Below are 26046 nucleotides of genomic sequence, written 5' to 3'. Positions count from 1 at the left end.
CGCCAGCCTTGCTGCCTCAGCACTCCACCACGTTCACCGCAAGCCCCCCCAGCGAGGTCTCCTTGTACGTGGACTTCATGTCCTCGCCAGTCTGCTTCATGGTGCGGATCACGGCGTCGAGCGAGACGTAGTGGCTGCCGTTGCCGCGCAGCGCCATGCGCGAGGCGTTGATGGCTTTCACGGCCCCCATCGCGTTGCGCTCCACGCACGGGATCTGCACCATGCCGCCGACCGGGTCGCAGGTCAGGCCCAGGTTGTGCTCCATGCCGATCTCGGCCGCGTTCTCGACCTGCGCGGGCGTGGCGCCGAGCACGGCGGCGAGCGCGCCCGCCGCCATCGAGCAGGCCACGCCGACCTCGCCCTGGCAGCCAACCTCGGCGCCCGAGATGGAGGCATTGGTCTTGTAGAGCATGCCGATGGCCGCGGCGGTGAGCAGGAAGTCGACGATGCCTTCGTCGCTGGCCTGCGGCACGAAGCGCTGGTAGTAGTGCATCACGGCGGGCACCACGCCGGCCGCGCCGTTGGTGGGCGCGGTGACGACACGGCCGCCGGCCGCGTTCTCCTCGTTCACCGCCATCGCGAAGGCATTGACCCAGTCCATGGCCGCGAGCGGATCGGCGGCGCCGGCCTGCGCCAGCAGCTCGCGGTGCAGTTCGGGCGCGCGGCGGCGCATGCGCAGCGGGCCGGGCAGCGCCTGCGCGGCCAGCGGGTTGTCGATGCCGAAGCCACGCTGCACGCACTGCTGCATCACGCCCCAGATGCGCAGCAGGCCCGCGCGCACCTCGGCCTCGGGCCGCCACACGCATTCGTTGCGCAGCACCAGCGTGGCCACGGAGATGCCGTGCGCGCGGCACTGCGCCATGAGTTCGTCGCCGGTCGTGAAGGGATGCGGCACGGCCGCCGCGGCGGCGGCCGTTTGCGCCACCGCCTGCCCGCCCTCGACGACGAAGCCGCCGCCGACCGAGAAGTAGGTGCCTTCGGCCAGCACGGCGCCGTCGGCCGCGAAGGCGGTGAAGCGCATCGCGTTCGGGTGCTCGGGCAGCGACTCTTCGCCGCGAAAGGCGATGTCGCGCACGCGGTCGAAGGCGATGGGCGTGGTGCCCAGCAGCGCGAGCTGGCCGGTGCGGCGCAGCGCGTCCAGGCGCGGCTGCACGGTCTCGGGCCGCACGGTGTCGGGCGCGTCGCCGAAGAGCCCCAGGATCACGCCCTGGTCGGTCGCGTGGCCGTGGCCGGTGGCGCCGAGCGAGCCGAACAGGTCGACGTGCAGGCGCGCCACCTGCGCGAGCAGGCTGCGCCGTTCGAGTGATTGCGCGAACAGCAGCGCGGCGCGCATCGGCCCGACGGTGTGCGAGCTGGACGGCCCGATGCCGATCTTGAAGATGTCGAAGGCGGAGAGCATCAGCGCATCATGCGACCGGAAGCTGCTGTTTGACCAGCGCCACCCAGTAGGCCGCACCGAGCGGCAGGATGTTGTCGTTGAAGTCGTAGTACGGGTTGTGCACGTTCGGGTCGTTCGGGCCCTCGCCCGCGCCGATGCCGATGTAGGCGCCGGGGCGCTTTTGCAGCATGAAGGCGAAGTCTTCCGAGCCCATGGCCGGCGGGATGTCGGTGTGCACCTGCTCGAGGTCGACCAGGCTGGCCGCCGCCGCGATGGCCGCATCGGTCTCGGCCGGCGTGTTGACCACGCCGGGGTAGCCGCGGCGGTATTCGAGCGCCACCTTGGCGCCGTGCGTGGCGGCCACGCCGTCGCAGATCTGCTGCATCGCCGCCTGGGTCTTGTCCTGGATGGCGGCGTCGAGCGTGCGCACGGTGCCGCGCAGCACCACGGTCTCGGGAATGACGTTCCAGGTGTCGCCGCCGTGGATCTGCGTGACGCTGACCACGGCCGCGTCGGTGGCGCCGGTGCGGCGGCTCACGATGGTCTGCAGCGTGTTGATGAGCTGGGCCGAGATCACCACCGAGTCGATGCCGGTCTCGGGCATGGCGCCGTGGGCGCCCTTGCCGGTGATGACGATCTCGAAGGTGTCGAGAAAGGCCGTCATGGTGCCCTTGCGGATCGCGAAGCGCCCGCGCGGCAGGCTCGGGAAGTTGTGCATGCCGTAGACGGCGTCGGCCGGGAACTGCTCGAACAGGCCCTCTTCCACCATCACGCGGCCGCCGCCTTCGTTTTCCTCGGCGGGCTGGAACACGAAGTGCACCGTGCCCTGGAACGGCTTGTGGCGCGACAGGTGCTCGGCCGCGCCCAGCAGCATCGCGGTGTGGCCGTCGTGGCCGCAGGCGTGCATCTTGCCGACGCACTTCGAGGCATGGGCCTGCGTGCCCAGCTCCTGCATGTTGAGCGCGTCGAGGTCGGCGCGCAGCGCGATGCTCGGGCCGTCGCCGTTCTTCAGCGTGCCGACCACGCCGGTGCCGGCCAGGCCGCGGTGCACGGGCAGGCCCATGAGCATCAGCGCGTTGGCCACCACGTTGGCGGTGCGGTGTTCCTCGAAGGCGGTCTCGGGGTTGGCGTGGATGTCGCGGCGCCAGCTGAGCATGCGGGCACGGGTGTCTTCGGCAATCTCGGGGTCGCGGTACATGGCGTGAATCTCTCGTGGGATGAAATCAGTGGAAGAACTCGGCGATCAGGGTCGCGCCGAGGAAGGTGCCGGCGGTGGCGGTGAGCGACACCACCACGATGCGCCAGCCGAGGCGGCGGAACACGGGCAGGTCTTTCGCGACCGAGAAGCCGGCCAGCGCCAGCACCGGGGTGGTGAAGGCCAGGAAGTTGAGCTTGGCGGTGATCGCGATCAGCGCGTCGGAGAACGGGAACAGGCCCGGGATGCCGACCACGGTGGCCACCACCGAGAGCACCAGCACCATCGGCAGGCGCGGCACGAAGCGCTTGATGGCTTCGACGGCGCCGGCAATCGCCACCACGGCGAGCACGCCTTCGAGCGACACCAGCACCGGCACCTTGTAGGTCACGGCATTGCCGATGAGCACGCCGCCGCCCACCACCAGCCAGGCCAGCAGCGTGTCGCGCAGCGAGGTCGGCGCGGCGTGGGCCACGTCGGCGCTCGAGACGTTCGCGCCCGCGTCGACGGCGGCGCCCTGTTGTGCGCCATGCTTCGAGAAGCGGCCCAGCACCGGCTCCAGCTTGCCGTAGAGCCACGAGCACAGCGGCAGCGACAGGAACAGCGTGAAGTAGAAGCCGGCCACGGTGGTCAGCAGGTTCGATGCGGCGGCAATCGCCGTGAGCTGCGGCAGCATCTCGGCCGGGCTCTGCGCGGCGATGGCGCCCAGCGCCGCTGCCATCAGGCTGCCCGAGCCCACGCCGGCGCCCATGGCCAGCGAGCGCGGATCGAAGATGTGCAGGCTGGCGATGAAGCCCGCCAGCACCGCGATGAACAGCGCGCCCAGCACGGTGCCGGTGATGTACTCGGCCAGCACGCCGCGACCTTCGGGCGAGGCCATGCCGTACTTCTCGCCGATGATCACGAGGTTGCCCTCGCGGCCCACCGAGAAGGTGGCGCCCACGGCCTCGCGCTTGATGCCCAGCAGCAGCGCCAGCGGCAAGCCCAGTGCCAGGGTGCCCAGCGCGTGGCCGAACTCCTGGAACAGCAGCGCCCAGCCGGCCTGCTTGACCTGCGGCAGCGCGGCGCCGACCGTGAGGCCCAGCTTCACCACGAACAGCAGCAGGCCCGCGTTGAGCAGGCCGCCGGCCAGCGACTGCTGCGCCGTGGCCACGCGCACCACGCCCGGCACGCGCCGGTGCGCGATGCCCCAGGCGGCGGCCATGAGCAGCGCCCACAGCATCGGCAGCAGCACCACCTTGCCGGGGCCGACGCTGAACTGCGTCGGGCCGATCAGTTCGGCCACGGCCACGAGGACCAGGGTGACGACGAGGAGCTTGAATTTGCCGGCGGCGCTGGAAGGCGCTACGGCTGCAATCGTGGAGGCAGCGGAGGTCATGGGTGGGCGTTTTCGAGGGGTGTCGGCGAGTTTCAGGCGGCGAGCCTCTTGCATCAATGACCGCAAATAAGGATATTCGTTGCATTGAATGCAACACTCGGAGACGACCGCCATGGACGACAAGCTCGACACCCGCCGGGTGCGCTACTTCATGCAGGTGCTCGACAGCGGCTCGGTGCGCGGTGCGGCCGACGTGCTCGACATGGACCCGTCGGCCGTGAGCCGCGCCATCGGCATCCTGGAGACCGAGTGCGGCCTGCCGCTGCTGGAGCGCCACGGACGCGGCGTGGTGCCCACCGACGCGGGCCAGCTGCTGGCCGGCTACGTGCGCAGACAGCAGGGGCAGAAGCAGCACCTGCTGGCGCAGATGGACAGCATCCGCAAGATCGAGAGCGGCCACATCGACATCGTGGCCGGCGAAGGCTATGTCGACTGGCTCATGCGGCACAGCCTGCGCATCTTCATGGCCAGCCATCCGAAGATCACGGTGAACCTGGACGTCGCCAGCACCGACGAGATCGTGCGCCGCGTGATCGAGGAGCGCGCCCACATCGGCATGCTGTTCCAGCCGCCGAAGGACGAACGGCTCACCTCGCACCAGTCGCACGCGCAGCCGATCCAGGCCATGGTGCTGGGCTCGCACCCGCTCGCGCAGCTCGATCGCCCGCTGAAGCTGGCCGACCTGCTGCCCTACCCCGGCGCCACGCTGCACCGCAACTTCGGCGTGCGCCAGCACATCGAGGCGGCCGAGATCAGCGAGGGCGTGCGGCTGCCCGCGCTGCTGACCACCACCTCGTTCAGCGCGCTGGGCCATTTCGTGTCGGCGGGCCTGGGCTACACGCTGGGCACGCGCATCTCGCTCACGCCCAATGCCGACCACCCGTCGCTGGTCGAGCTGCCGATGAAGAACCCGCTGCTGTCGCAGGGGCGCTCGCACATCGTGTCGCGCCACGGCCGCCTGCTGCCGCCGGCCGCGGCAACGCTGCTGCGGCAGGTGGTGGCGGACATGAAGCGCTATGCCGACTCGATCGCGGGCACGGGCATCGGCAAGCCCCGCGCGAGCACGCGCGGGCGCGGCGCGACGGGTTGAAGGGCATGGGGGCTTGCGTTGCGTGCGCGCACGGTTCGGTGTTCTGATCGGAGCCCATGTCCTACCTCGCTCCCCTCTTCATTCACCTGCTGTGCGCCGCCTTCTGGGTCGGCGGCATGGCGGTCATGCACTTCGCCGTGCGCCCCGCCGCCGTCGCCACGCTGGAGCCGCCGCTGCGCCTGCGCATGATGGCCGCGACGCTGCGGCGTTTCTTCATCGGGGTGGACGCGTCGGTCACGCTGCTGTTCGTGAGCGGCTTCGCGATGATCCTCGCGACCGGCGGCTTTCGCGCCGTGCACTGGCGCGTCGAGGCCATGATGGGCATCGCGCTCGTGATGGCGGCGATCTACGTTTACATCCGTGCCTCGGTGTTCCGCGCCTTGCGCCGCGCGGTGGACGACAGCGCCTGGCCCGTGGCGGCGGCGCGGCTCAACACCGTGCGCCAGCTGGTGACGCTGAACCTCGCGCTGGGCGTGGTGGTGTTCGGGGTGGCGGTGATGGGGCGTGGCGGCTAGGCCGCAGGGCCCTTCAATTCAACGCCGTTGCCGTCAGGATCTTCGAGGTAGATCGAAGGCCCGTTGCCCTCGGCCCCGAAGTTGTTCTGCACCTCGCCCTGCACCGGCACGCCGTGCCGCGCCATGCGCGCGCGGATCGCCGCTTCATCGAAAGGCTCGACGCGCAAACAGAGGTGATCGACGTTGCGCCCCTCGCGCCCGGCCAGCGCGCCGCCCTGGCGGCCCAGCTTGCCGTCGTGCGTGACGAGGTCGATGAGGCTGCTGCCGGCGCGCAGGTGCACGAGGCCGAGGTCGTCGCGGCGCTTCTCGAGCGTGCAGCCGAGCACGTCGCAGTAGAAGGCCATGGACCGCGCGGCGTCGCGCACGCGCAGCACGACGTGGTCGATGCGCAGCACCGCGAACGGCGGCGCATCGGCCACGGAAGAAGCTGGAGACGAAGCAGGCGGGCGCGTCATGCCCGCCAGTGTGTCAGACCACCCCGGCCGCGCGCAATGCCTCGAAGCGCGAGGCGTCGACGCCCATTTCGGCCAGCACCTCCTGCGTGTGCTGCCCGAGCGCGGGCGGTGCGCGGCGCAGTACCGGCGGCGTGGCCGTGAGGCGCAGCGGGCTCGCCACGCCGGTGATGCTGGCAATGCCGTCGCCCGCATCGCGCGGCAGCGTGACGGCCAGGCCGCGCGCCTGGACCTGCGCGTCGTCGAAGGCCTGCGCGATGTCGTTGATGGGGCCGCAGGGCACGGCCTTGTCTTCGAGCAGTGCGACCCAGTCGGCGGTGGTGCGGGTGCGCGTGAGTTCTTCCATCATCGGGATCAGCACGCCCCGGTGTTTCACGCGCAGCGTGTTGGTCGCAAAGCGCTCGTCAGCGGCCCATCCGGCGTGGCCGGCGGCTTCGCAGAAGCGCGCGAACTGGCCGTTGTTGCCGATGGCCAGCAGCATCGCGCCGTCCTGCGTCGGAAAGTCTTGATACGGCGCGAGGCTCGGGTGCGTGTTGCCCTGGCGGCCCGGCGCCTTGCCGGTGTTGAGAAAAGCACTCGCCTGGTTGGCGAGGATGGCCATGCCCACGTCGAGCAGCGCCATGTCGATGTGCTGGCCTTCGCCGGTGCGGTCGCGCACCTGCAGCGCCGCGAGGATGGCGGTGCTGGCGTACACGCCGGTGAAGAGGTCGGTGAGCGCCACGCCCACGCGCAGCGGGCCACCGCCGGGCTCGCCGTCGGGGCGGCCAGTGATGCTCATCATGCCGGTCATGGCCTGGATCATCAGGTCGTAGCCGGCGCGCTCGGCGTAGGGGCCGTCGTGGCCGAAGCCGGTCACGCTGCAATAGATCAGGCGCGGGTTGGCCGCGCGCAGGCTTTCCTGGTCGAGGCCGTACTGCTTGAGGCCGCCGGTCTTGAAGTTCTCGACCACGATGTCGGCCTGCGCCGCCATCTGCTGCAGCAGCGCCTGCCCTTCGGGCGTGGCCATGTCGATGGTGACCGAGCGCTTGTTGCGGTTGCAGGACGTGAAGTAGCTGGCCTGGTCGGTGTCGTGGCCGTTCGCGTCCTTCACGAAGGGCGGGCCCCAGGTGCGCGTGTCGTCGCCGACGCCGGGGCGTTCGATCTTGACGACGTCGGCGCCCAGGTCCGCGAGGATCTGCGTGCACCACGGGCCCGCGAGCACGCGGGACAGATCGAGGACCTTGATGCCGTCGAGTGCTGCGGGCTTGGTGCTCATGCGTTCGTTCAGTTGGCGAAAGCTGCGATGCCGGTGATGGCGCGGCCCAGGATCAGGGCGTGGATGTCGTGCGTGCCTTCGTAGGTGTTCACGACTTCAAGGTTCACCAGGTGGCGGGCCACGCCGAACTCGTCGCTGATGCCGTTGCCGCCCATCATGTCGCGCGCCATGCGGGCGATGTCCAGCGACTTGCCGCAGTTGTTGCGCTTCATGATCGATGTGATTTCCACTGCGGCGATGCCTTCGTCCTTCATGCGGCCCAGGCGCAGGCTGCCTTGCAGGCCCAGCGTGATCTCGGTCTGCATGTCGGCCAGCTTCTTCTGGATGAGCTGGTTGGCGGCGAGCGGGCGGCCGAACTGCTTGCGGTCCAGCGTGTACTGGCGGGCGCGGTGCCAGCAGTCTTCGGCGGCACCGATGGCGCCCCACGAGATGCCGTAGCGGGCGCTGTTCAGGCAGGTGAACGGGCCCTTGAGGCCTTGCACTTCGGGGAACGCGTTTTCTTCAGGGCAGAACACGCCGTCCATGACGATCTCGCCGGTGATGCTGGCGCGCAGGCCCACCTTGCCGTGGATGGCGGGGGCGGTCAGGCCCTTCATGCCCTTTTCGAGCACGAAGCCGCGGATCGGGCCGACGGTGCCGCTTTCGCTGACTTCCTTGGCCCACACCACGAACACGTCGGCGATGGGCGAATTGCTGATCCACATCTTCGAGCCGCTGAGCGAGTAGCCGCCCGGCACCTTCTTGGCGCGCGTGGCCATGCTGCCGGGGTCGGAGCCGTGGTCGGGTTCGGTCAGGCCGAAGCAGCCGATCCATTCGCCGGTGGCGAGCTTGGGCAGGAACTTCTGCTTCTGTGCTTCGGTGCCGAATTCGAAGATCGGCACCATCACCAGCGAGCTCTGCACGCTGGCCATCGAGCGGTAGCCCGAATCGACGCGCTCGACTTCGCGGGCGATCAGGCCGTAGGCCACGTAGTTCAGGCCGGGGCCGCCGTACTGCTCGGGGATCGTCGGGCCGAGCAGGCCGAGCGCGCCCATTTCGCGAAAGATCGCGGGGTCGGTTTCGCCGGTACGGAAGCCTTCGATGACGCGGGGCGCCAGGCGCTCCTGGCAGTAGGCGTTGGCCGCGTCGCGGATCATGCGTTCTTCGTCGGTCAGCTGCTGGTCGAGAAGAAGGGGGTCGTCCCAGTGGAATTGCGCTTTGGCGGCCATGTGGATGTCTCCGGAAAAGGAAGAAGAAACAAAAGAAGGGGGAATGCGGTGGATCGTAGCCACGCAGGAGGCCCGGCGCAAACGATGAATCCTCACCCAGATATGCGCCTGACGCACATCTCGAGAGATACATCCTGTTGATTTACTGGTGAAACCAATCCGCCAGTCATACACTCCGGGCATACATGCGCCGCAAGATCCCGCCCCTGCAAACCCTCGTGTGCTTCGACGCCGCCGCGCGCCACGAGAGCTACACCCGCGCCGCGCAGGAACTGGCGCTCACGCAGAGCGCGGTGTCGCGCCAGGTCGGGGCGCTCGAGGCCTTCCTGGGCGTGGCGCTGTTTCGCCGCACGCGGCACGGCGTGGCGCTCACGGCCAGCGGCGCCGCCTACGCGCGCCAGATCGCCCGCCGCCTGGAGGCCATGGAGCGCGACACGCTCGACGCCATGGCGCACCAGGGCGAAGGCGGGTCGCTGTCGCTGGCGGCGGTGCCCACCTTCGCCACGCGCTGGCTGGTGCCGCGCCTGCGCGGTTTTGCGGCGCTGCAGCCCGACGTGGTGGTGCACATCGAGACGCGCACCCGCCCCTTCCTCTTTGCCGACGCGGAGTTCGACGCCGCGCTGTACGCCGGCACGCCCGCGCAGGTCGAGAACTGGGCCGGCACGCGCGCGCTGCTGCTCATGCATGAAGACGTGGTGCCCGTGTGCAGCCCTTCGCTGCTGCCCCACGGCAAGGCCGTGTCGCCCGCGGCCATCGCGCGGATGCCGCTGCTGCAACAGAGCACGCGCCCCGACGGCTGGCGCCAGTGGTTCGACGCGCAGCAGGTCGACGCGCCCACCGCCCGCGGCGGCCCGCGCTACGAGCTGTTCTCGATCCTCGCCGCCGCAGCCTCGCACGGCCTGGGCGTGGCGTTGATGCCGACCATGCTGGTGGCCGACGAGCTGGCGCGCGGCGAGCTGGTGGTGGCCTGCCCGCGGCCCTTGTCGGGCGAGCGCAATTACTACCTGGTGACGCCGGAGCGGGCGGACCAGCGGCCGTTGCTGAAGCTGTTCAGTGATTGGTTGTTGGGGCAGGCGCGGGAAGGTTGAAGCAGCCAAAAATGTATCTCGTACTAGACATTTCATTAGTTTTGCCTAATATGAGATACACATATGCCCTCCACCGCCCCGCCGACCTTAGACAGAGCCAACCGACGCCTTGAAGCGTTCGGCCGGCATATCCATGCCCGTCGGAAGTCGCTCAGGATCAGCGCCACCACGGCCGCCGAGGCGGCGGGCATGTCGCGCATGACGCTGCATCGCATCGAACGCGGCGAGCCCTCCGTCACGATGGGGGCCTACATGAACGCCCTGGCGGCACTGGGTCTGGATGTCGAAGTGACGGCGCCAGTCGAAGGCACCACCAGAGCGATGGCGACATCGGTGTCTTCGGGCACGCCGACGAAGACCGTCCGAGTTGGTGACTTCGCGCAGCTGCGTCGCCTGGCTTGGCAGTTGCCGGCGGACGCGGAACTCACGCCCGAAGAGGCCTGGGGCACCTACGAGCGCAACTGGCGCCACGCCGATCCGTCCGCGCTCGAAGACAACGAACGCCAGCTGCTGGCCGAGCTGGCCCGCCTGCTGGGCCGGAAACCGCTCGATGTTTGAGCGCGCCCACCATCGCCAGGTGGCTGAGGTGCTCGCGGCGCTGAATGCGCCCCTGCTGGCGGACAACCATTGCCTGTTCGGCGGCGGCACCGCCATCGCGCTGCGCCATGGCGAATACCGCGAGTCGGTGGACATCGACTTCCTCGTGTCCGATGTGGCCGGCTACCGTTGCCTGCGCCAGCTCGCCACCAGCAGCGAGGGGCTGCGCGCGCTGGCCCGAGAAGGCGCGAGCTTGCAGCAGGTCCGCGAGGTGCGCGCCGATCAATACGGCATCCGGAGTGCCGTTCGCGTGGGCGAGACGGACATCAAGTTCGAGATCGTGCTCGAGGCACGCATCGCGCTCGAAGCCCCCGGTGCCGCAGACCGCATCGACGGCATCGCCACCCTCACGCCGCTGGACATGGCGGCGAGCAAGCTGCTCGCCAACTCCGACCGCTGGGCCGACGACAGCGTGTTCAGCCGCGACCTGATCGACCTGGCCATGATGCAGCCCGGCAAGCCCCTGCTGCAGCGCGCGGCAGGCAAAGCGCGGCTCGCCTACGGCGACAGCATCGATGCCGATCTCGCGAAGGCCGCCGACGCGCTGCTGGCGCGGCCCGGACGCATGGAGCGATGCATGCACATGCTGCAGATGACCGCGGTTGCGCCGGCCTTGCTGCGCAAGCACATCAAGGCCCTGCTGCCGCGAGCGCCGCGCGCGAAGCGCAGCCCCGGCACTTGAACCGAGGCAGGTCCGCTCAGTCCTTCGCAGCCGGCCGTGCGCCCTCTTGCGCGTACGCCTGAATCATCGCGGGAAAGGCGTCCATCGCAGGCAAGGTGCCGAAGCTGTGCTTCGCGGGCGTCGTGGCCCAGGGCAGCTTCTCGTCGGTCCAGGTTTCCGCAAAGGGCACGACCCATTCGTGCCGGTCGAGCATGGTGGCGCGCAGGTTGACGAAATAGTCCATGCCTTCGGTGCGCGTGAACATCCAGCTCTTACAGTGCGGGCAGAAGAAGTGGTGCGACTCCTCGCCGTGCAGCCCGCCGATGACGGGTTCACCCGACACCACCTCGAAGCCCGGCGTGGGGATCGCCAACGACAGCGAGAACGCACTGGCGCTCATGCGCTGGCAGCCGGTGCAGTGGCAAGCCATGGCCAGCAGCGGCGGTGCGGTGATCCGCAGGCGCACCTGGCCGCAGCGGCAGCCGCCGGTCCAGGGGAGTTGCCAGTCGCTGGCGGTGTCTTGGGGGGTGTGGTTCTGGGTGCTCATTGAATGTGAATGCTTTCAGGCTGGGTCTTCAGGATGATCGCTCAAGCCGGGCCCGGCCCCACCGAAACCCGCGTCCGAAAACGGCGAGCCCGCATCCGGCCACCGCGCGACACTGCCCGCATGAGTTCTTCCGTCACCGCCCGCATCCACGCCCTCGACTGGCCCCGCATCGATGCCGACCTCGCCGCCCGCGGCTGTGCCGTCACCGGGGCGTTGTTCACGCCCGCGGAATGTGCCGCGCTCACGGCCATGTACGACGAGGGCGCGCGCTTTCGCAGCCGCGTGGTCATGCAGCGCCACGGCTTCGGCCAGGGCGAGTACCAGTACTTCGCGAACCCGCTGCCCCCCAGGCTGGTCGCGTTCCGCAGCGCGCTGTACGAACGCCTCGCGCCGCTGGCCAATGCCTGGGCCGCGGCCATGGGCCAGCCGGCCGACTACCCGCCGGACCACGCGGCCTACCTCGCGCGCTGCCACGCGGCGGGCCAGCTGCGCCCCACTCCGCTGCTGCTGCGCTACGGCGAGGGCGACTACAACTGCCTGCACCAGGACCTGTACGGCGACCTGCAATTTCCACTGCAGCTCACGGTGCTGTTGAGCCAGCCCGGTGAAGACTTCACGGGCGGCGAGTTCGTGCTGACCGAGCAGCGCCCGCGCATGCAGTCGCGCGCCGAGGTGGTGTCGCTCGCACAGGGCGAGGCCGTGGTCTTCGCGGTGAACCAGCGGCCCGTGGCGGGCACGCGCGGCAGCTACCGCGTGACGATGCGCCACGGCGTGAGCCGCGTGCGCAGCGGACAGCGCCACACGCTGGGCCTGATCTTTCACGACGCGCGCTGAATAGAACGAACGTCCGTTCGCAATCAAGCCCTCGGGCGCAGCAACATCGCACCAAGCGTGCAAAGTTGCACACATGTACCAAATACAGGCGAAAATCCCGCGCGCATCCGGGGGATTGCCAGGATGGCCGGCGCACACGATCGGCCCCGCAACACCCTCCGGACGCCGGACCACGACCTCGTGAGGAGGAGCCGGGGTCCGTTCCGAGTTGTCGTCAGGGAGCTGTATGTACAAGGAATCGTCCGGGCCACCGGATGGGACGGGTCGCCCGTCTTTCGCGCACGTCACCACGCCGGTGCCACCATCCCCGTCCCCTTCCACTGCCGAGAGTCCGCCGCCCCGACGCCCGCGTCGCTTCCGGGTCGATGTCGGCTCCATCGTCAGTGCCGTGGCGCTCGCGCAGTCGCTGCTGCTGGTCACGCTGGGCTACTGGGGCTCGCAGCGGCTGGTGACGACGATCGGCACCTCGGCGCACAAGTCGAACCACGACCGCACCGAGGACAAGGTGCTGGCCTTCCTGGCCAAGGCCGAGTCGGCGGTCGGCGCGATCGGCAGCTCGCCCAGCCTCACGCCCGCGGGTGAGAACGTCGAGCGCACGGCCGAGCTCCTGTGGACGCTGCTGCAGCAGTCGCCCGAGCTCGACAGCGTCTACGTGGCGAACGTCGAGGGCAAGATGCTGATGGCGCTGCGCTACCCGGTGCCGGCCATCCGCCACATCGCGCGCGGCGACGGCTTCACCACCGAGACCTGGCAGTACAAGCTGCCGCTGGGCTCCGAGGCCGACGTGCAGCAGCGCTTTGCCACGCAGCGCGTGGAGGCCTACCGCAGCAACTACAACCCGACGCAGCGCAGCTGGTTCGTGCAGGCGCGCAAGACGCAGGGGCCGGTCTGGACCATCCCCTATGTGTTCGCCGCCGCGCAGGAGCTGGGCGTGACCTACGCGCTGCCCAGCCAACGCCGACAGGCCGAGGGCAGCCCGCAGGCGATGGTGGTGGCGGGTGACGTGTCGCTGGGCCGGCTGTCGGAGTTCGTGCGCCTGTTCAGCCGCAACGGCAACGGCAACAGCGCGCTGCTCAGTGCCGACCACAAGGTGCTCGCGCGCAGCGACATGCCCGGCGTGCTGCACACGCTGGAAGCGCCCACGGGTGCGCTCGGCGCGCTGGATGCACAGATGACGGCTGACGGCATCGCCGGCAGCGGCAGCGACAAGGCCTTCGCCTTCAGCCACGAAGGCCGGCGCTACCTGGTGCAGGCCTCGCGCATTCCCGCCACCGGTTGGCAGCTCGTCAGCTGGGTGCCCGAAGACGTACTGCTGGGCGGCCTGCGGCGCGCGGTGGCGTGGTCGCTGCTGCTGGCGCTGGTGTTCCTGGGGCTGGCGCTGTACATGTCGCTCAAGCTGTCGAAGCTGGTGACGGCGCCGGTCGAGAACCTCTCGCGCATCGCGCACCGCATCGGCCGCCTCGAGCTCGACGACCTGCCGCGCGAGCCGAGCCGCGTGCTCGAGATCCAGCACCTGGACCAGGCGCTCGACGATTCGGCGCGCAGCCTCAAGGCCTTCAGCAAGTTCGTGCCGGTGGACGTGATCAACCAGCTGGTGGCGCAGGGCCACGCGCTCGCGCCCAACGGCTCGCCACGCCAGGTGACGGTGATGTTCACCGACGTGGAGGGCTTCACGTCGATCTCCGAATCGATCGCGGCCGACGTGCTGGTGCGCCAACTGACCGACTACTTCAACCTCGCGGCCGCGGTGTTCGCGCGCCACGGCGGCGTGATCGACAAGTTCATCGGCGACGGCATCATGGTGCTGTGGGGCGCGCCGGCCGACCTGGAAGACGCCGAGTACAAGGCCTGCCGCGCCGCGCTCGAGCTGCACGCCGAGATGCACCAGCTCAACCGGCAGTGGGCCGAACAGGGCCTGCCCGAGTTCCGCACGCACATCGGCATTCACACGGGCGTGGTGGTGGCGGGGGTGCTGGGCTCGAACGACCGGCTGTCGTACACGGCGTTCGGCGACGTGGTGAACGTGGCCAGTCGCATCGAAGGCGCGAACCGCCAGCTGGGCACGCGCATGCTGATCTCGGAAGTCACCTACGCGGCCCTGAACGGCCGGCTGGCCACGCGGCGCATCGAAGAGCTGGTGGAGCTGCGCGGCCGGCAGACGCGCATGGTGCTCCACGAACTGCTGACCTGATCCGCGCGAGCCTGTCGCGCGGGTCGGTCGATCAGCGCGAGGGGCGCGGCGGCGCAGGCGGCGTGGCCACGCGCACCAGCATCAGGTTGGCGGTGGTGCCGTTGCCCTGCGTGAGCACCGAATACTGCGTGTCGTTGATGAACAGCAGCTGCTCGCCGCGCGTGATGCGCGCCGCCACGGCGTAGCGCATGCGCGGGTCGATGCGCGCGGCATCGACGCTGAGCTCGAAGGCGAAAGGCGGCTGCTTGCCGTTGGAGGGAATGCGCTGCTCGGCGAGCACGACCGAGGGCGCGTCCATGCGCGACACGTCGAGCAGTTGCACGCGCACTTCGGCCGCGGGGTCGAGCGCGATGCGCTCGCGGTAGGCCACGGTGCCCGTCACGCGCAGCGGTGCGGCGGCGGGTTGGGCCGGCGTGCCCGGCGAGCCGCCCGCGCAGGCGCTCAGGACGGAGGCGCCGGCAACGGCGGAGAGCATGAGGAGGCTGGTGCGTCTTTTCATCGCCCCATTATGCGGAGGCCCGCTCCGCAGCGAAAGCCACATACCAGTCCAGGCTGCCGGGGTTTGCCATCGCCTCGCGGTTCACGACCTTCTCGATCGGCTGGCCCAGCAGCAGCTTCTTGATCGGCAGCTCCTGCTTCTTGCCCGACAGCGTGCGCGGAATCTCGGCCACCTGGAAGATGTCGTTGGGCACGAAGCGCGGCGACAGCGAGGTCTTAATCGCATTGTGGATGCGCGTGCGCATGGCCTCGTCGAGCGCCACGCCGGGGCGCAGCACCACGAACAGCGGCATGTAGCTGTCGCGGCCCAGGTATTCGAGGTCGACCACCATCGAGTCGAGCACCTCGGGCAGGCCTTCGACCGCGCTGTAGATTTCGCTCGTGCCCATGCGCAGGCCCTGGCGGTTGATGGTGGCGTCGCTGCGGCCGTAGATGATGCAGCCGCCGTCGCTGCCGACCTTGATCCAGTCGCCGTGGCGCCACACGCCGGGGTAGGTGTCGAAGTAGCTCGACACATAACGTGCGTTGCCTTCGTCGCCCCAGAAGTACAGCGGCATCGACGGAATGGGCTGCGTGCACACCAGCTCGCCGACTTCGCCGATGACCGGCTGGCCCTGCTCGTTCCAGGCCTCGACCGCGTGGCCGAGTTCGCGGCACTGCATCTGGCCCGGCACTTCGGGCAGCTCGCGGTTGCCGCCGACGAAGGCGCCGCAGAAGTCGGTGCCGCCCGAGATGTTGCACCACCACACCTCTTTCGAGCCCGCGTCGAGGATCTGCTGCGAGCCCCAGCGCTGCACCTCGTCGGGCAGCGGCGAACCGGTGCTGCCCAAGGCGCGCACGCGCGACAGGTCGCCGCAGTCTTTCGCGACGAGCCCCGCCTTCATGCAGTTGGTGAAGTAGGCCGCGCCCGCGCCGAAGAAGGTGACACGGTGCTTCGCGACGAAGCGCCACAGCACGCCCCAGTCGGGCTTGTCCTTGCTGCCCGCCGGGTTGCCGTCGTAGATGCAGATGGTGGCGCCGAAGGCCAGGCCCGAGAGCTGCGAGTTCCACATCACCCAGCCCGTGGAGCTGTACCAGTGGTAGCGCTCGCCGAAGTTGTTGGCGCCGTAGCTCGCGCCCACGTCGTTGTGCAGGCCGCAGGCGTGCATGGTCAGCAGGATGCCGCCCTGCCCGTGCACGATGGGCTTGGGCAGGCCGGTGGTGCCGCTTGAATAGACGATCCAGATCGGGTGGTCGAAGGGCAGCCACTCGGGCTCGAAGGCTGCGACTTCGGCGTCGTCGCGCGCGATGGCCTGCTGCCATTCGACGTCGTGCGCCACCGCGTTCGCGGCAAAGGGCGTCCGCACGAGCAGCAGCTTCTGCACGCTCGGCAGCTGGCCACGCAGCTCCTGCAGCACGGTGCTGCGGTCCAGCGGCTTGCCGCCGTAGTGCACGCCGTCGACCGCGATGAGCAGCGTGGGTTCGATCTGGCGGAAGCGGTCGGCCACGGCGGCCGTGCCCATGTCGGGCGCGCACACGCTCCACACCGCGCCGATGCTGGAGCACGCGAGGAACGCCACCATGGTCTCGGGCACGTTTGGCATGTAGGCGGCCACGCGGTCGCCGCGGCGCACGCCGAGCGACTTCAGCGTGAGCGCCACCGAGGCCACCTGCCGACGCAGCTCGGGCCACGACAGCTCGCGCACCTCGCCGCGTTCGTTGTCGCTGACGATGGCGGGCAGGCCGGCCGCATGGGCCGCGTCGGCGTGGCGCAGCACCTCGCGCGTGTAGTTGACCTGCGCGCCGGGAAACCAGCGCGCGCCGGGCATGCGCCGTTCGGCGAGCACCGCGGTGTGCGGCGTGGGCGAGCGCAGGCCGGCGTAGTCCCAGATGCTCTGCCAGAAGGCATCGAGGTCGGTGACGGACCAGCGCCACAGCGCGTCGTAGCTGTCGAAGGCCAGGCCGCGCGTGTCGCGCAGCCAGTTCTGATAAAGGCGGATCTGGGGGATGTTGGGAGCGGGCATGCCACGAGCGTAGCGCCGCGAACGGCCGTGCTCAATGAGGGTTGACCTCAGGGTTTGTACGTGTGTTCAACATTTTTGTACAGCCGTTCAATACGCCCCCATGAACGCTCGCACACCGCCGGCCCGAAAACGCAGCGCCTCGCCTGCATCACGCGCCCCGACCGTCGCGCCCGAGGCCGCCCGGCCCGACCGCCGCCAGGCCATCCTGCTGGCGGCCGAGAAGCTCTTTGCGCAGCACGGCTACCACGCCGTGACGATCCGCCAGATCGCCGAAGAAGCCGGCGTGCCGCTCGCGCTGGTGGGCTACTACTTCGGCCCGAAGCATGAGCTGTTCCACGCGATCTTCGAACATTGGAGCCACAGCATCGAGGAGCGGCTCGCGCGCCTCGCGGCCGTGACCATCGACCCCGACGACGCGCGCACGCTGCCGCGCATCATCGAAGCCTTCACCGCGCCCGTGCTGGCGCTGCGCGCGAGCACCGAGGGCGAGTACTACGCACTGCTGGTGGCACGCGAGCTGTACCACGCCACCGAGGAAGCCGACCGCGTGCTGCGCGGCTACTTCGACCCGCTGGCCGAGGCCTACATCGACGCGCTGCACGTCGCGCTGCCACATGTTTCGCGCAGCCAGGTCGCATGGGGCTACCAGTTCGCGCTGGGCGCGCTGCTGCACCACTTGACCGACAGCCGCATCGAACGGCTCTCGCGCGGCGAGAACACGCGCGCCGATCCGGCCGTGGCGCCGATGCTCGTGAACTTCATCGCCGGCGGCCTGCGCGCCGCGCTGCCGAAACCGAAGGCGACGTCGAAGGCCCCCGCCGCCAAGTCCTCACGCACGAAAAAGACCATCCCCAGGAGACCCCAGCCATGATGAAAAGACGCACCCTGCTGTCGGCGCTCGCGGCCGCATCGGCCACCGCCTCGTTGCCTTCGCGCGCACAGCAGGCCCACCCGAAGATCGTGTTCGGCTACACGGCGGTGACCGACTTCGCCTCGGTCTTCGTGGCGGCCGAAGAGGGCTACTTCAAGAAGCGCAGCCTCGACGTGGAGCTGAAGTTCATTCCGCTGAACTCCACCATCCCCGCCGCGCTGCAGTCCGACTCGCTGCAGATCGGCGGCCCCACGCCCTCGGTGTTTTTGCAGGCCGTGGACGGCGGGCTCGACCTCGTGCTGGTGGCCGGCGGCGGCCTCACCTCGAAGACGATCACGGGCTTCGGCCTCGTGGCGCGCGCGGGCTCGGGCATCAAGAGCGCGCAGGACTGCGTGGGCAAGAAGATCGGCGTGCCGGGCCTGGGCGCCTTCCTGCACGTGACCTTCCGCGCGTGGCTGAAGGACAGCGGCGTCGACTACCGCAAGGTCAATTTCATCGAGGCCGCGTTCCCGCAGCATGCCGACCTGCTGCGCGGCGGCTCGGTCGATGCGGTGGTGTCGGCCGACCCGTTCATGAGCCGCATCACCGAGAGCGGCGCGGGCTACGTGGCCTCGTACTACTCGACCTTCCTGCCCGAGAACAACCAGACCATCGTGCATGCGGCCAAGCGCGAGTGGGTGGCGAAGAACCCCGCCACGGCGCGCGCCTTCCGCGAGGCGCTGGTCGAGGCCGGCGCCTTCATCCAGCAGCAGAAGAACGACGCGAAGGTGCGCACGGCCATCGGCAAGTACATCAAGCTGCCGCCCGAGGTGCTGGCCAAGGTGCAGGTCTCGCCGCCCGGCCCGGTCGTCACCGACAAGCAGCTGGGCTACTGGACCGGGCTCATGAAGGAGCAGGACATGCTCAAGACGAACATCGACGTTGCGAAGCTGATCGCCAAGTGAGCGCGGCCGCCGATTCCTTCTTGCGCTTCGACGGCGTCACCATCCGCCTCGGCGGGCGCGAGATCCTGTCGCCCACCTCGTTCGACGTGGCGCGCGGCGAGTTCGTCTGCATCGTCGGCCCGAGCGGCTGCGGCAAGACCACGCTGCTGCGCGCGGCCAGCGGCCTCGTCACGGCCAGCGCCGGCGAAGTGCGGCGAAAGGGCGTGCCGATGACGGCGCCCTCGCGCGAAGTGGCCTTCGTGTTCCAGGACTACGGCCGCGCACTGCTGCCGTGGCGCACGGTCGAAGGCAACGTGAGCCTGGCGCTCGAAGCGGCCGGCGTGCCCGCGACCGAGCGCGCGCCGCGCATCGCCGACGTGCTCGGCAAGGTCGGGCTCGCCAAGCATGCGCACAAGTTTCCGGTGCAGCTGTCGGGCGGCATGCAGCAGCGCGCGCAGATTGCGCGCTGCCTCGCGCAGAAGCCCGAGCTGATGATGATGGACGAGCCCTTCGGCGCGCTGGACGCGCTCACGCGCCAGAGCCTGCAGGACGAGCTCGCGCGGCTGGTGCGCGACGACGGGCTCACGGTGCTGTTCGTCACGCACGACCTGGAAGAAGCCATCTACCTCGGCGACCGCGTGATCGCGCTGCAGGCCAATCCCGGGCCGGGACGGCCGAGCCTGGCGCGGATGATCGACGTGAAGATCCCGCGTCCGCGCGACCAGCTCACGACGAAGGAGCATCCGGAATACCTGCAGTTGCGGCGTGAGCTGTTCGCCTTCATCGAGCAGGGCCATGACTGAAGGCCGCGTCTTCCGCTGGCTGCGGCCGTGGGTGTTTCCCGCGCTGCTGGTCGGCGCCTTCGAGTGGTACGCGCGGCGCGCGGCGGCGTTGGGCAGCGATGCGCTCGCACCACCGAGCGCGGCGGCCAAGGCCTTCGTCGGCGCGGCCATGGACGGCTCGCTCTGGCAGGCCACGGGCTTCACGCTCGGCACGGCGGCACTCGGCCTGCTGCTGGGTGCGGTGTTCGGCATTGCATTCGGGCTGGTGCTCGGGCTCTCGCGCCGTGCGGCGCAGCTGGGCGCCGTGTCCATCGAGGTGCTGCGCCCCGTGCCTTCCGTCGCGCTGATCCCGCTCGCGATGCTGGGCTTCGGTTTCGGCGTGCGCATGGAAGTGGCCATCGTCGCCTTCGCCACCTTCTGGCCGCTGCTGGTGCTGGTGCAGTCGGCGGTGCAGCAGATCGAGCCCCGGCTGCTCGAGGTGAGCCGCGTGCTCGGGCTGTCGGCGCGCGAACGTGCCTTCAAGATCGTGCTGCCGGCCATCGTGCCACGCCTGTTCGTCGCGCTGCGCCTCGGTGTGGCGGTGGCGCTGGTGGTGGCCGTGACGGTCGAAATCGCCGCCAATCCGCACGGCATGGGCTACGCGATGATGATCGCGCAGCAGAGCTTCGACCCCGCGCTGATGCTCGCGTGGCTGGGCTGGATCGGCGTGGTGGGCTTCGCGGTCAACGCGGGCATGGTGCGGCTGCAGGCCTGGGTCGCGCGCCGCATGGGGGTGCAGCCATGAACAACCGCAACGACCGACTGGGTCTGGGGTGGCTCGGCTCGGTGGGCGTGCTGCTCGCACTGGTCGCGCTGTGGTGGGTGGCGAGCAACGCGGGCTGGGTCAGCCGCGTGTTTTTGCCGACGCCGCAGGCCACGCTCGCGAGCCTGCTCGAAGGGCTCAATCTCTCTGCGGGCAACGATGGCAACGGCGAACTGCTCGCCTTCACGCAGGCCACGGTGGGCCGCATGGTCGAAGGCTGGCTGCTGGCGTCGCTGTTCGGCGTGCTGCTGGGCGCGGCCATCGGCGTGTCGCCCGCCGTGCGCGCGTGGGTGCAACCGACGCTGGAGTTCATCCGTCCGCTGCCTGCCTCGGCGCTGCTGCCGCTGGCCATTTCGATCTTCGGGCTGAACCCCGGCATGGTGCTGTTCGTGGTCGCCTTCGGCGCGATGTGGCCGGTGCTGCTGGCCACGGTGCACGGCTTCGCGGCGGTGGAGCCGCGCCTGTCGGAAGTGGCGCGCTGCCTGCAGATGTCGCGCACCGCGTACATCTGGAAGATGGGCCTGCCCAACGCCATGCCCGACATCCTGGCCGGCATGCGGCTGGCGCTGACCATCGCGCTCATCGTCGCGGTGGTGGGCGAAATGATCGCCTCGCAAAGCGGCCTGGGCCAGGCCATCCTGCTGGCGGCGCGCGCCTTCCGCGCCAGCGATTTGTTCGCCGGCATCGTGCTGCTCGGGCTCATCGGCTTCGTGAGCAACGCGCTGCTGGCCTTGGCCGAGAAGCGCCTGCTGCGCTGGCAGCAGCCCTGATTGATTCGATCGATTCCTTCAAAACCTACACCCCACAAGGAGCCTCGCCATGCCACGCAAGTTCGTCGACCTGTCGATCTTTCTCGAAAACGACGTGCTGTCCGATCCGCCGGCCTTCGCGCCGAAGATCCAGTACTTCACGCACGAGCACACCTTCGAGCAGATCGAGCCCTTCTTTCCCGGCCTGAAGAAAGAAGACCTGCCCGACGGCGAAGGCTGGGCCGTGGAGCTGGTGCAGCTGTCCACGCACAACGGCACGCACCTCGACGCGCCCTATCACTTTCACTCGACCATGGACAAGGCGCTGGGCGAGAAGAAGCCCGCCATCGCCATCCACGACGTGCCGCTCGAATGGTGCTTCCAGCCCGGCGTGAAGCTCGACTTTCGCCACTTCGCCGACGGCTATGTGGTCACGGCCGCCGATGTCGAGGCCGAGCTCAAGCGCATCAACCACACGCTGAGCCCGCTGGAGATCGTGGTGGTCAACACGCGCGCCGGCTCGCGCTACGGCAACCCCGACTACGTGTCGGCCGGCGCGGGCATGGGCTACGAAGCGACGATGTACCTGCTGGAGCGCGGCGTGCGCCTCACGGGCACCGACGCGTGGAGCTGGGACGCGCCCTTCGTGCACACCGCCAAGAAGTACGGCGAGACACACGACGCCTCGCTCATCTGGGAAGGCCACAAGGCCGGGCGCGACATCGGCTATTGCCACATCGAGAAACTGCACAACCTCGAGGTGCTGCCGCCCACGGGCTTTTTCATCAGCTGCTTCCCGCACAAGATCCGCGGCGCGTCGGCGGGCTGGACGCGCGCGGTGGCGATCTTCGACGACGCACTGATGGCGTCGGTCTGAACATGATCGAACTCAACCACACGCACGACGCCGGCGCCCGCAGCTGGGTCGCCTCGGCCAACGTCGCGGGCAGCGACTTTCCGATCCAGAACCTGCCGTATGCGATGTTCCGCCGCACGGGCAGCCCCGAGCCGTTTCGCGGCGGCGTGGCCATCGGCGACCAGGTGCTCGACCTCGCGGCGCTGGCCGCGGGCTCGCACGTCGACGGCCTGGCGCTCGATGCGGCGCGCGCCGCCGCCCTGCCCGCGCTGAACGATTTCTTCGCGCTCGGCCCGCCCGCCTGGCAGGCGCTGCGCCACGCAGTCTTCGAGCTGCTGCACAGCGATGCGCCGGCCGCGACCGCGGACGATCTGCGCGGCTGCCTCGTGCCGCAGGCCGAGGTCGAATACACCGTGCCCGCGCGCATCGGCGACTACACCGACTTCTACACCTCGATCGACCACGCGCTGAACATCAGCCGCCTGATGAACCCCGACGGCGACGTCACGCCCAACTTCCGCTGGGTGCCGACCGCGTACCACGGGCGCGTGTCGACCATCGGCGTGAGCGGCCAGCGCTTTCACCGGCCGATGGGCCAGGCCATGGCGCCCGGCGCGAAGGCGCCGACCTACCAGGCCTGCGCGCGGCTCGACTACGAGCTGGAGCTGGGCGTGTGGATCGGCCAGGGCAATGCGCAGGGTGAGGCGATTCCGCTCGCGCGCGCGGAAGAGCACATCTTCGGTATCTGCCTGCTCAACGACTGGTCGGCGCGCGACATCCAGTTCTGGGAGATGGCGCCGCTCGGGCCCTTCCTGGCGAAGAACTTCGCGACCACGATCTCGCCGTGGATCGTGACGATGGAAGCGCTGGCGCCCTACCGCCAGGCGTGGACGCGGCCCGCGAACGAGCCGCAACCGCTGGCCTACCTGGAAAGCAGCGCGAACCGAGAAGGCGGCGCGCTCGACATCCGGCTCGAGGTCTGGCTCGAAAGCGAAAAGGCGCGCGCGCAGAAGACCGGGCCGTCGCGCCTGTCGGGCACGAGCTTCCGGCACCAGTACTGGAGCATTGCGCAGATGGTGGCGCACCACACGGTGGGCGGCTGCAGCCTGAACCCGGGCGACCTGTTCGGCAGCGGCACCATCTCGGGCCCCGGCGAGGGCGAGGCCGGCGCGATCATCGAGCTGACGCGCGCGGCCCAAACCCCGGTGACGCTGGCCAACGGCGAGACGCGCGGTTTCCTAGAAGACGGGGATGCGGTGCTGCTGCGCGGCTGGTGCGAGAAGCCCGGCCATGCGCGCATCGGTTTCGGCGAGAGCCGAGGGACCGTGCTGCCGGCGCGGGGTTGAAAGCGACGCGCCAATGAAAAAGGCCACCTGGTGAGGTGGCCTTTTCATGCGATTTGGAGCGGGAAAAGAGTCTCGAACTCTCGACCTCAACCTTGGCAAGGTTGCGCTCTACCAACTGAGCTATTCCCGCGTGAGCCTCAGATTATAGGGTGGTTTGAGGCGGTTTGCCATCCTCCCCCGAAAAAATTTGAAATCAGGCGCCGAACACCAGCGCGCGGTGCATCGACACCCCGGCGAACAGCCCGTCGGCCGAGGCCAGCGTGGCGTTGGAAAAAGCCATCGCCACATCGCCCGCCGCGTACACGCCGGGCACCGTGGTCGTCTTCATCGCATCGACGCGCAGCACCGGGCCCGTGGGGCCGTCGTCGAACGCGCAGCCCAGTTGCTCGGCCAGCGGACTGGCCGGCCGCGTGTGCGGCGCCACGAACAGCGCCTCGATCGGCACGCGCCGCCCGTCGTCCAGGCGCACGGCCGCGAGGTCCGTCCCCTGCCCTTCGAGGCCGGCGATGCGCCCGGGCTCCACGGCCACGCCGCGTGATTGCAGCCGGGCGCGTGCCTCGGCGTCCGGCCCTTCCTCGCCATTCAGGAAGAGCGTGGTCGGGCCCCACTCGGCGATCAGCAACGCGTGGTCCGGCGGATGCGCGCTGTGAAAGAGCACGCCCAGCGGACGGTCGCCGAACTCGTAGCCGTGGCAATAAGGACAGTGCAGCACGCTCTTGCCCCAGCGCTCGCCGAGCCCCGCGATGTCCGGCAGGCCGTCCTGCACGCCGAAGGCCAGCAGCAGCTTGCGCGTCGAGAGCTGTTCCCCGTTGTTCAACGAAACCGTGAAGCCCTCCGTGCCATCGGCCGTCGCCGCAGTCACCGTGCCTTCGACGAAGGTGACGGACGGATAGGCGAGCAGCTTGTCGCGCGCATCGGCAATCATCTGCAGCGGCGGCATGCCGTCCTGCCCGAAGAAGCCGTGCGAGGCGGCGGCGAAGCGGTTGCGCGGCGCGCCCGCGTCGACCACGCAGACCTTCCTGCGTGCGCGCGCCAGTTGCATGGCGGCGGAGAGGCCGGCAAAGCTGCCGCCCACGATGAGTGCGTCATAGCGCATGTGCGATGTCCTTCGCGGTGAAGCCGCCACCCGTCATGCGGCGATGAAAGTCCCTGGAGAGATCGGCCAGCGTGATCCCGTTGAGCCGCCGCAGCAGCAGCGCCTCGGCCTCCTGGCAGGCGCCGTCGAGCGCCGCGTTCACCGCCTGCTCGACGATGCAGCCCGGGCTCTCGGTGCGGTTGCCCATGGCCAGCAACGCAGGCGCGCCGACGGCGTTGTGGATGTCGCCCAGCGTCACCGAACTCAACGAGCATGACAGCACCCAGCCGCCCCCATGGCCCTTGGCCGAGCTGACGAAGCCGGCCTGCCGCAGGCCCGCCATGAGCCGGCGCACGACCACGGGGTTGGTCTGCATCGCCGCGGCGAGCGCCTCGGAGGTGATGGGGGCGTCCAGCTCCGCCATGTGCAGCAGCACGTGGAGCACGCCGGAAAGCTTGCCGTCTCGTTTCATGCAACATTATGAGTTGCATGTTTTCGATGACGCGGCGCATCGCGCCAAGAAACCCCGGATCGGGCGGGGATTTGCAAACGCCGCCCTAACGCACGAGCCCCCGATTCCGCCGACGGCCGATTCCCACAGCGTCGAGCGAACGCGCCGCACATGGCGACAACCTGCCGGCCCGTCATGGTTGCCCCCGAATCGATCGAACCCCGGTCGGTTCTGCAAACCGTGACTCAGCAACGAAAGGAACTGTCACTCATGACTACACATGCAACCAACCGCATCTTCATCGGCGCCATGCTGGCGGGCCTGCTGGCCCTCGGCGGGACGGCCCAGGCGCAAGGCGTCGGGGTCGGCGTGGGGGTCAACGCCGATGTGAAGGCCTCGGGCAGCACCGGCGCGACGCCACAAGGCGGCGCAGCAGGCGCTCGCGCGCAGACCGGTGCGTCGGCCGATGCCAACGCGGACACCTCCACCTCCGGCGCGACCGGCGGCGTGGGCAATGCCGTCGGTGGCGTGCTCGGCACGGCCACGGGTGCGGTCGGCGGTGCCACCGGCGCCGTGGGCGGCGCGACGCAAGCCGTCGGCGGTGTGACCAACACCGTGGGCAGCACCGTGAACAGCGCGACCGGTGCCGCGGGCGCCGTGGGCGGCGCCGTGAAACCGGCCACGGCCGGCGCCAAGGCGAGCGGCAAGGCCCAGGGCTCGGGCGCGGTGGACTTGCACAAGAAGTAAGTCGCACCCCGCATCGCTGCAGCGGCCGGACGCGGCGGCTGCAGCGCATCGCTCCGCAAGAAGAAATCAAGCCCGCAACGCGCCATGCGTTGCGGGCTTGTGTCGTTCAGAGGTCGGGGGCGGGCAGCTTGAAGAGGCTGGTGACTTCGGTGTCGAGCACCACCAGCGCGCGCTGGTTGAACAGCCGCCAGCGCCAGCGCAGGATGCCCAGCGTAGGGCGCTTCTCGGAGCGACGCACCTCGATCACATCGGCCACGAGCCGCAGCGCATCGCCGGGTCGCACGGGGTTCGGCCAGCGCACGTGCTCGAGCCCGGGCGACGCGAACGATTCGGAACCGGCCAGCGCCGCCTCGACCACCAGCCGCATCGCGATCGAGCAGGTGTGCCAGCCGCTCGCGATGAGCCCGCCGAAGGGGCCGCCTGCGGCCGCCTCGGCGTCGGTGTGAAACCACTGCGGGTCGTAGGCCCGCGCGAACTGCACGAGTTCGGCTTCGGTGAGCACATAAGGCCCGGCCTCGATGACCTGGCCTGCGTGGAAGTCGGCGAACTGCATC

At 69.5% G+C, this 26046-nt stretch carries 27 protein-coding genes and 1 tRNA gene; 15 read left to right on the top strand and 13 right to left on the bottom strand.

What is annotated here, in order from left to right; all coding sequences use genetic code 11:
- Positions 1 to 16 precede the first annotated feature (16 nt).
- Genes AC1RAA_RS30535 through AC1RAA_RS30525 form a run of 3 tightly spaced genes read right to left on the bottom strand, consistent with a single transcriptional unit; the run spans position 17 to position 3951 of the window.
- The gene (locus AC1RAA_RS30535) at positions 17 to 1402 is read right to left on the bottom strand and encodes an L-serine ammonia-lyase (protein WP_487850455.1); all 1386 of its coding nucleotides are present in this window, start codon (positions 1400 to 1402) and stop codon (positions 17 to 19) included.
- A 4-nt stretch (positions 1403 to 1406) separates the two neighbouring features.
- Positions 1407 to 2576 (bottom strand): M20 aminoacylase family protein, encoded by a 1170-nt coding sequence (locus tag AC1RAA_RS30530; RefSeq protein ID WP_492729912.1) that lies wholly within the window; start codon positions 2574 to 2576, stop codon positions 1407 to 1409.
- A 25-nt stretch (positions 2577 to 2601) separates the two neighbouring features.
- Positions 2602 to 3951 carry a DUF3100 domain-containing protein gene (locus tag AC1RAA_RS30525; RefSeq protein WP_492729914.1) on the bottom strand — a complete coding sequence of 450 codons (1350 nt, stop codon included), beginning with the start codon at positions 3949 to 3951 and terminating at the stop codon, positions 2602 to 2604.
- A gap of 112 nt (positions 3952 to 4063) precedes the next feature.
- On the opposite strand from AC1RAA_RS30525, the gene AC1RAA_RS30520 reads away from it, so the two are divergent.
- On the top strand, positions 4064 to 5041 hold the full coding sequence (locus AC1RAA_RS30520) for a LysR family transcriptional regulator (protein WP_492729916.1): 978 nt from the start codon (positions 4064 to 4066) through the stop codon (positions 5039 to 5041).
- A gap of 56 nt (positions 5042 to 5097) precedes the next feature.
- Complete coding sequence (locus AC1RAA_RS30515) at positions 5098 to 5556, top strand: CopD family protein (RefSeq protein WP_492729918.1); 459 nt, start codon at positions 5098 to 5100, stop codon at positions 5554 to 5556.
- On the opposite strand, the gene AC1RAA_RS30510 is transcribed toward AC1RAA_RS30515, so the two are convergent.
- The 3 genes from AC1RAA_RS30510 to AC1RAA_RS30500 are packed head-to-tail and all read right to left on the bottom strand — an operon-like array spanning position 5553 to position 8471.
- Positions 5553 to 6011, bottom strand: coding sequence for a VOC family protein (locus AC1RAA_RS30510; protein WP_492729920.1), 459 nt, complete (start codon positions 6009 to 6011; stop codon positions 5553 to 5555). The two genes, AC1RAA_RS30515 and AC1RAA_RS30510, sit on opposite strands and share 4 nt — an antisense overlap.
- Positions 6012 to 6024: 13 nt before the next feature.
- Positions 6025 to 7263 (bottom strand): CaiB/BaiF CoA transferase family protein, encoded by a 1239-nt coding sequence (locus tag AC1RAA_RS30505; RefSeq protein ID WP_095743094.1) that lies wholly within the window; start codon positions 7261 to 7263, stop codon positions 6025 to 6027.
- 8 nt (positions 7264 to 7271) lie between these two features.
- Positions 7272 to 8471: an acyl-CoA dehydrogenase gene (locus tag AC1RAA_RS30500; RefSeq protein WP_062470370.1), complete on the bottom strand. Its 1200-nt coding sequence runs from the start codon at positions 8469 to 8471 to the stop codon at positions 7272 to 7274.
- Positions 8472 to 8656: 185 nt separating this feature from the next.
- Here AC1RAA_RS30500 and AC1RAA_RS30495 point away from each other — a divergent pair, with 185 nt between their 5' ends.
- From AC1RAA_RS30495 to AC1RAA_RS30485, 3 genes are all read left to right on the top strand, one after another.
- A complete protein-coding gene (locus tag AC1RAA_RS30495) occupies positions 8657 to 9559 on the top strand; it encodes a LysR substrate-binding domain-containing protein (RefSeq protein ID WP_062470368.1) in 903 nt (300 codons plus the stop codon).
- A 63-nt stretch (positions 9560 to 9622) separates the two neighbouring features.
- A complete protein-coding gene (locus AC1RAA_RS30490; RefSeq protein ID WP_492729922.1) occupies positions 9623 to 10117 on the top strand; it encodes a helix-turn-helix domain-containing protein in 495 nt (164 codons plus the stop codon).
- On the top strand, positions 10110 to 10838 hold the full coding sequence (locus AC1RAA_RS30485; protein WP_492729924.1) for a nucleotidyl transferase AbiEii/AbiGii toxin family protein: 729 nt from the start codon (positions 10110 to 10112) through the stop codon (positions 10836 to 10838). The genes AC1RAA_RS30490 and AC1RAA_RS30485 overlap by 8 nt, the downstream gene beginning before the upstream one ends.
- A 16-nt stretch (positions 10839 to 10854) precedes the next feature.
- Here the strand turns inward: AC1RAA_RS30485 and AC1RAA_RS30480 are convergent, their stop codons facing one another.
- Positions 10855 to 11364: a GFA family protein gene (locus tag AC1RAA_RS30480; protein ID WP_492729926.1), complete on the bottom strand. Its 510-nt coding sequence runs from the start codon at positions 11362 to 11364 to the stop codon at positions 10855 to 10857.
- A 120-nt stretch (positions 11365 to 11484) separates the two neighbouring features.
- On the opposite strand from AC1RAA_RS30480, the gene AC1RAA_RS30475 reads away from it, so the two are divergent.
- Together AC1RAA_RS30475 and AC1RAA_RS30470 are read left to right on the top strand one after the other, a co-directional pair.
- Positions 11485 to 12198, top strand: coding sequence for a 2OG-Fe(II) oxygenase (locus AC1RAA_RS30475; protein ID WP_492729928.1), 714 nt, complete (start codon positions 11485 to 11487; stop codon positions 12196 to 12198).
- Positions 12199 to 12424: 226 nt separating this feature from the next.
- Entirely contained in the window at positions 12425 to 14389 is a 1965-nt protein-coding gene (locus tag AC1RAA_RS30470) for an adenylate/guanylate cyclase domain-containing protein (protein WP_492729930.1), read from the top strand.
- Between the two features lie 31 nt (positions 14390 to 14420).
- On the opposite strand, the gene AC1RAA_RS30465 is transcribed toward AC1RAA_RS30470, so the two are convergent.
- Both AC1RAA_RS30465 and AC1RAA_RS30460 read right to left on the bottom strand, forming a co-directional pair.
- The gene (locus AC1RAA_RS30465) at positions 14421 to 14864 is read right to left on the bottom strand and encodes a YbaY family lipoprotein (RefSeq protein ID WP_492729932.1); all 444 of its coding nucleotides are present in this window, start codon (positions 14862 to 14864) and stop codon (positions 14421 to 14423) included.
- A gap of 31 nt (positions 14865 to 14895) precedes the next feature.
- On the bottom strand, positions 14896 to 16890 hold the full coding sequence (locus tag AC1RAA_RS30460) for an acetoacetate--CoA ligase (RefSeq protein WP_492729934.1): 1995 nt from the start codon (positions 16888 to 16890) through the stop codon (positions 14896 to 14898).
- Positions 16891 to 16990: 100 nt separating this feature from the next.
- On the opposite strand from AC1RAA_RS30460, the gene AC1RAA_RS30455 reads away from it, so the two are divergent.
- The 7 genes from AC1RAA_RS30455 to fahA are packed head-to-tail and all read left to right on the top strand — an operon-like array spanning position 16991 to position 23219.
- Positions 16991 to 17761, top strand: coding sequence for a TetR/AcrR family transcriptional regulator (locus AC1RAA_RS30455; RefSeq protein WP_492729936.1), 771 nt, complete (start codon positions 16991 to 16993; stop codon positions 17759 to 17761).
- Positions 17758 to 18705 carry an ABC transporter substrate-binding protein gene (locus tag AC1RAA_RS30450; protein ID WP_492729938.1) on the top strand — a complete coding sequence of 316 codons (948 nt, stop codon included), beginning with the start codon at positions 17758 to 17760 and terminating at the stop codon, positions 18703 to 18705. The genes AC1RAA_RS30455 and AC1RAA_RS30450 overlap by 4 nt, the downstream gene beginning before the upstream one ends.
- Positions 18702 to 19487 carry an ABC transporter ATP-binding protein gene (locus tag AC1RAA_RS30445; protein ID WP_070061385.1) on the top strand — a complete coding sequence of 262 codons (786 nt, stop codon included), beginning with the start codon at positions 18702 to 18704 and terminating at the stop codon, positions 19485 to 19487. The genes AC1RAA_RS30450 and AC1RAA_RS30445 overlap by 4 nt, the downstream gene beginning before the upstream one ends.
- Positions 19480 to 20250 (top strand): ABC transporter permease, encoded by a 771-nt coding sequence (locus AC1RAA_RS30440; protein ID WP_492729940.1) that lies wholly within the window; start codon positions 19480 to 19482, stop codon positions 20248 to 20250. The genes AC1RAA_RS30445 and AC1RAA_RS30440 overlap by 8 nt, the downstream gene beginning before the upstream one ends.
- Positions 20247 to 21038: an ABC transporter permease gene (locus tag AC1RAA_RS30435; RefSeq protein ID WP_492729942.1), complete on the top strand. Its 792-nt coding sequence runs from the start codon at positions 20247 to 20249 to the stop codon at positions 21036 to 21038. Before AC1RAA_RS30440 ends, AC1RAA_RS30435 begins: the two co-directional genes overlap by 4 nt.
- 49 nt (positions 21039 to 21087) lie before the next feature.
- Entirely contained in the window at positions 21088 to 21894 is an 807-nt protein-coding gene (locus tag AC1RAA_RS30430; RefSeq protein WP_095743084.1) for a cyclase family protein, read from the top strand.
- A gap of 2 nt (positions 21895 to 21896) precedes the next feature.
- Positions 21897 to 23219, top strand: a complete 1323-nt coding sequence (gene fahA, locus AC1RAA_RS30425) for a fumarylacetoacetase (RefSeq protein WP_492729943.1) — start codon at positions 21897 to 21899, stop codon at positions 23217 to 23219.
- 54 nt (positions 23220 to 23273) lie between these two features.
- Here fahA and AC1RAA_RS30420 read toward each other — a convergent pair.
- The 3 genes from AC1RAA_RS30420 to AC1RAA_RS30410 form a co-directional block, all read right to left on the bottom strand.
- A tRNA-Gly gene (locus AC1RAA_RS30420) sits at positions 23274 to 23349 on the bottom strand.
- 63 nt (positions 23350 to 23412) lie between these two features.
- On the bottom strand, positions 23413 to 24315 hold the full coding sequence (locus AC1RAA_RS30415; protein WP_492729944.1) for an NAD(P)/FAD-dependent oxidoreductase: 903 nt from the start codon (positions 24313 to 24315) through the stop codon (positions 23413 to 23415).
- Complete coding sequence (locus tag AC1RAA_RS30410; protein WP_492729946.1) at positions 24305 to 24766, bottom strand: RrF2 family transcriptional regulator; 462 nt, start codon at positions 24764 to 24766, stop codon at positions 24305 to 24307. The genes AC1RAA_RS30415 and AC1RAA_RS30410 overlap by 11 nt, the downstream gene beginning before the upstream one ends.
- Positions 24767 to 25015: 249 nt before the next feature.
- On the opposite strand from AC1RAA_RS30410, the gene AC1RAA_RS30405 reads away from it, so the two are divergent.
- The gene (locus tag AC1RAA_RS30405) at positions 25016 to 25492 is read left to right on the top strand and encodes a hypothetical protein (protein ID WP_062470328.1); all 477 of its coding nucleotides are present in this window, start codon (positions 25016 to 25018) and stop codon (positions 25490 to 25492) included.
- Positions 25493 to 25598: 106 nt separating this feature from the next.
- On the opposite strand, the gene AC1RAA_RS30400 is transcribed toward AC1RAA_RS30405, so the two are convergent.
- A complete protein-coding gene (locus tag AC1RAA_RS30400) occupies positions 25599 to 26045 on the bottom strand; it encodes a MaoC family dehydratase (RefSeq protein WP_492729948.1) in 447 nt (148 codons plus the stop codon).
- Between the last annotated feature and the right edge of the window lies 1 nt (position 26046).

The organism is Variovorax sp. GW823-FHT04F07 (assembly GCF_058795995.1).
This window is presented reverse-complemented; position numbering and strand designations above follow the sequence as displayed.

Excerpts from the sequence above, each read along its gene's own strand:
- AC1RAA_RS30530 (WP_492729912.1), bottom strand. The coding sequence starts at position 2,576 with ATGTACCGCGACCCCGAGATTGCCGAAGACACCCGTGCCCGCATGCTC.
- AC1RAA_RS30525 (WP_492729914.1), bottom strand. The coding sequence starts at position 3,951 with ATGACCTCCGCTGCCTCCACGATTGCAGCCGTAGCGCCTTCCAGCGCC.
- AC1RAA_RS30520 (WP_492729916.1), top strand. The coding sequence starts at position 4,064 with ATGGACGACAAGCTCGACACCCGCCGGGTGCGCTACTTCATGCAGGTG.
- AC1RAA_RS30515 (WP_492729918.1), top strand. The coding sequence starts at position 5,098 with ATGTCCTACCTCGCTCCCCTCTTCATTCACCTGCTGTGCGCCGCCTTC.
- AC1RAA_RS30510 (WP_492729920.1), bottom strand. The coding sequence starts at position 6,011 with ATGACGCGCCCGCCTGCTTCGTCTCCAGCTTCTTCCGTGGCCGATGCG.
- AC1RAA_RS30505 (WP_095743094.1), bottom strand. The coding sequence starts at position 7,263 with ATGAGCACCAAGCCCGCAGCACTCGACGGCATCAAGGTCCTCGATCTG.
- AC1RAA_RS30500 (WP_062470370.1), bottom strand. The coding sequence starts at position 8,471 with ATGGCCGCCAAAGCGCAATTCCACTGGGACGACCCCCTTCTTCTCGAC.
- AC1RAA_RS30495 (WP_062470368.1), top strand. The coding sequence starts at position 8,657 with ATGCGCCGCAAGATCCCGCCCCTGCAAACCCTCGTGTGCTTCGACGCC.
- AC1RAA_RS30490 (WP_492729922.1), top strand. The coding sequence starts at position 9,623 with ATGCCCTCCACCGCCCCGCCGACCTTAGACAGAGCCAACCGACGCCTT.
- AC1RAA_RS30485 (WP_492729924.1), top strand. The coding sequence starts at position 10,110 with ATGTTTGAGCGCGCCCACCATCGCCAGGTGGCTGAGGTGCTCGCGGCG.
- AC1RAA_RS30480 (WP_492729926.1), bottom strand. The coding sequence starts at position 11,364 with ATGAGCACCCAGAACCACACCCCCCAAGACACCGCCAGCGACTGGCAA.
- AC1RAA_RS30475 (WP_492729928.1), top strand. The coding sequence starts at position 11,485 with ATGAGTTCTTCCGTCACCGCCCGCATCCACGCCCTCGACTGGCCCCGC.
- AC1RAA_RS30470 (WP_492729930.1), top strand. The coding sequence starts at position 12,425 with ATGTACAAGGAATCGTCCGGGCCACCGGATGGGACGGGTCGCCCGTCT.
- AC1RAA_RS30465 (WP_492729932.1), bottom strand. The coding sequence starts at position 14,864 with ATGCTCTCCGCCGTTGCCGGCGCCTCCGTCCTGAGCGCCTGCGCGGGC.
- AC1RAA_RS30460 (WP_492729934.1), bottom strand. The coding sequence starts at position 16,890 with ATGCCCGCTCCCAACATCCCCCAGATCCGCCTTTATCAGAACTGGCTG.
- AC1RAA_RS30455 (WP_492729936.1), top strand. The coding sequence starts at position 16,991 with ATGAACGCTCGCACACCGCCGGCCCGAAAACGCAGCGCCTCGCCTGCA.
- AC1RAA_RS30450 (WP_492729938.1), top strand. The coding sequence starts at position 17,758 with ATGATGAAAAGACGCACCCTGCTGTCGGCGCTCGCGGCCGCATCGGCC.
- AC1RAA_RS30440 (WP_492729940.1), top strand. The coding sequence starts at position 19,480 with ATGACTGAAGGCCGCGTCTTCCGCTGGCTGCGGCCGTGGGTGTTTCCC.
- AC1RAA_RS30435 (WP_492729942.1), top strand. The coding sequence starts at position 20,247 with ATGAACAACCGCAACGACCGACTGGGTCTGGGGTGGCTCGGCTCGGTG.
- AC1RAA_RS30430 (WP_095743084.1), top strand. The coding sequence starts at position 21,088 with ATGCCACGCAAGTTCGTCGACCTGTCGATCTTTCTCGAAAACGACGTG.
- fahA (WP_492729943.1), top strand. The coding sequence starts at position 21,897 with ATGATCGAACTCAACCACACGCACGACGCCGGCGCCCGCAGCTGGGTC.
- AC1RAA_RS30415 (WP_492729944.1), bottom strand. The coding sequence starts at position 24,315 with ATGCGCTATGACGCACTCATCGTGGGCGGCAGCTTTGCCGGCCTCTCC.
- AC1RAA_RS30410 (WP_492729946.1), bottom strand. The coding sequence starts at position 24,766 with ATGAAACGAGACGGCAAGCTTTCCGGCGTGCTCCACGTGCTGCTGCAC.
- AC1RAA_RS30405 (WP_062470328.1), top strand. The coding sequence starts at position 25,016 with ATGACTACACATGCAACCAACCGCATCTTCATCGGCGCCATGCTGGCG.
- AC1RAA_RS30400 (WP_492729948.1), bottom strand. The coding sequence starts at position 26,045 with ATGCAGTTCGCCGACTTCCACGCAGGCCAGGTCATCGAGGCCGGGCCT.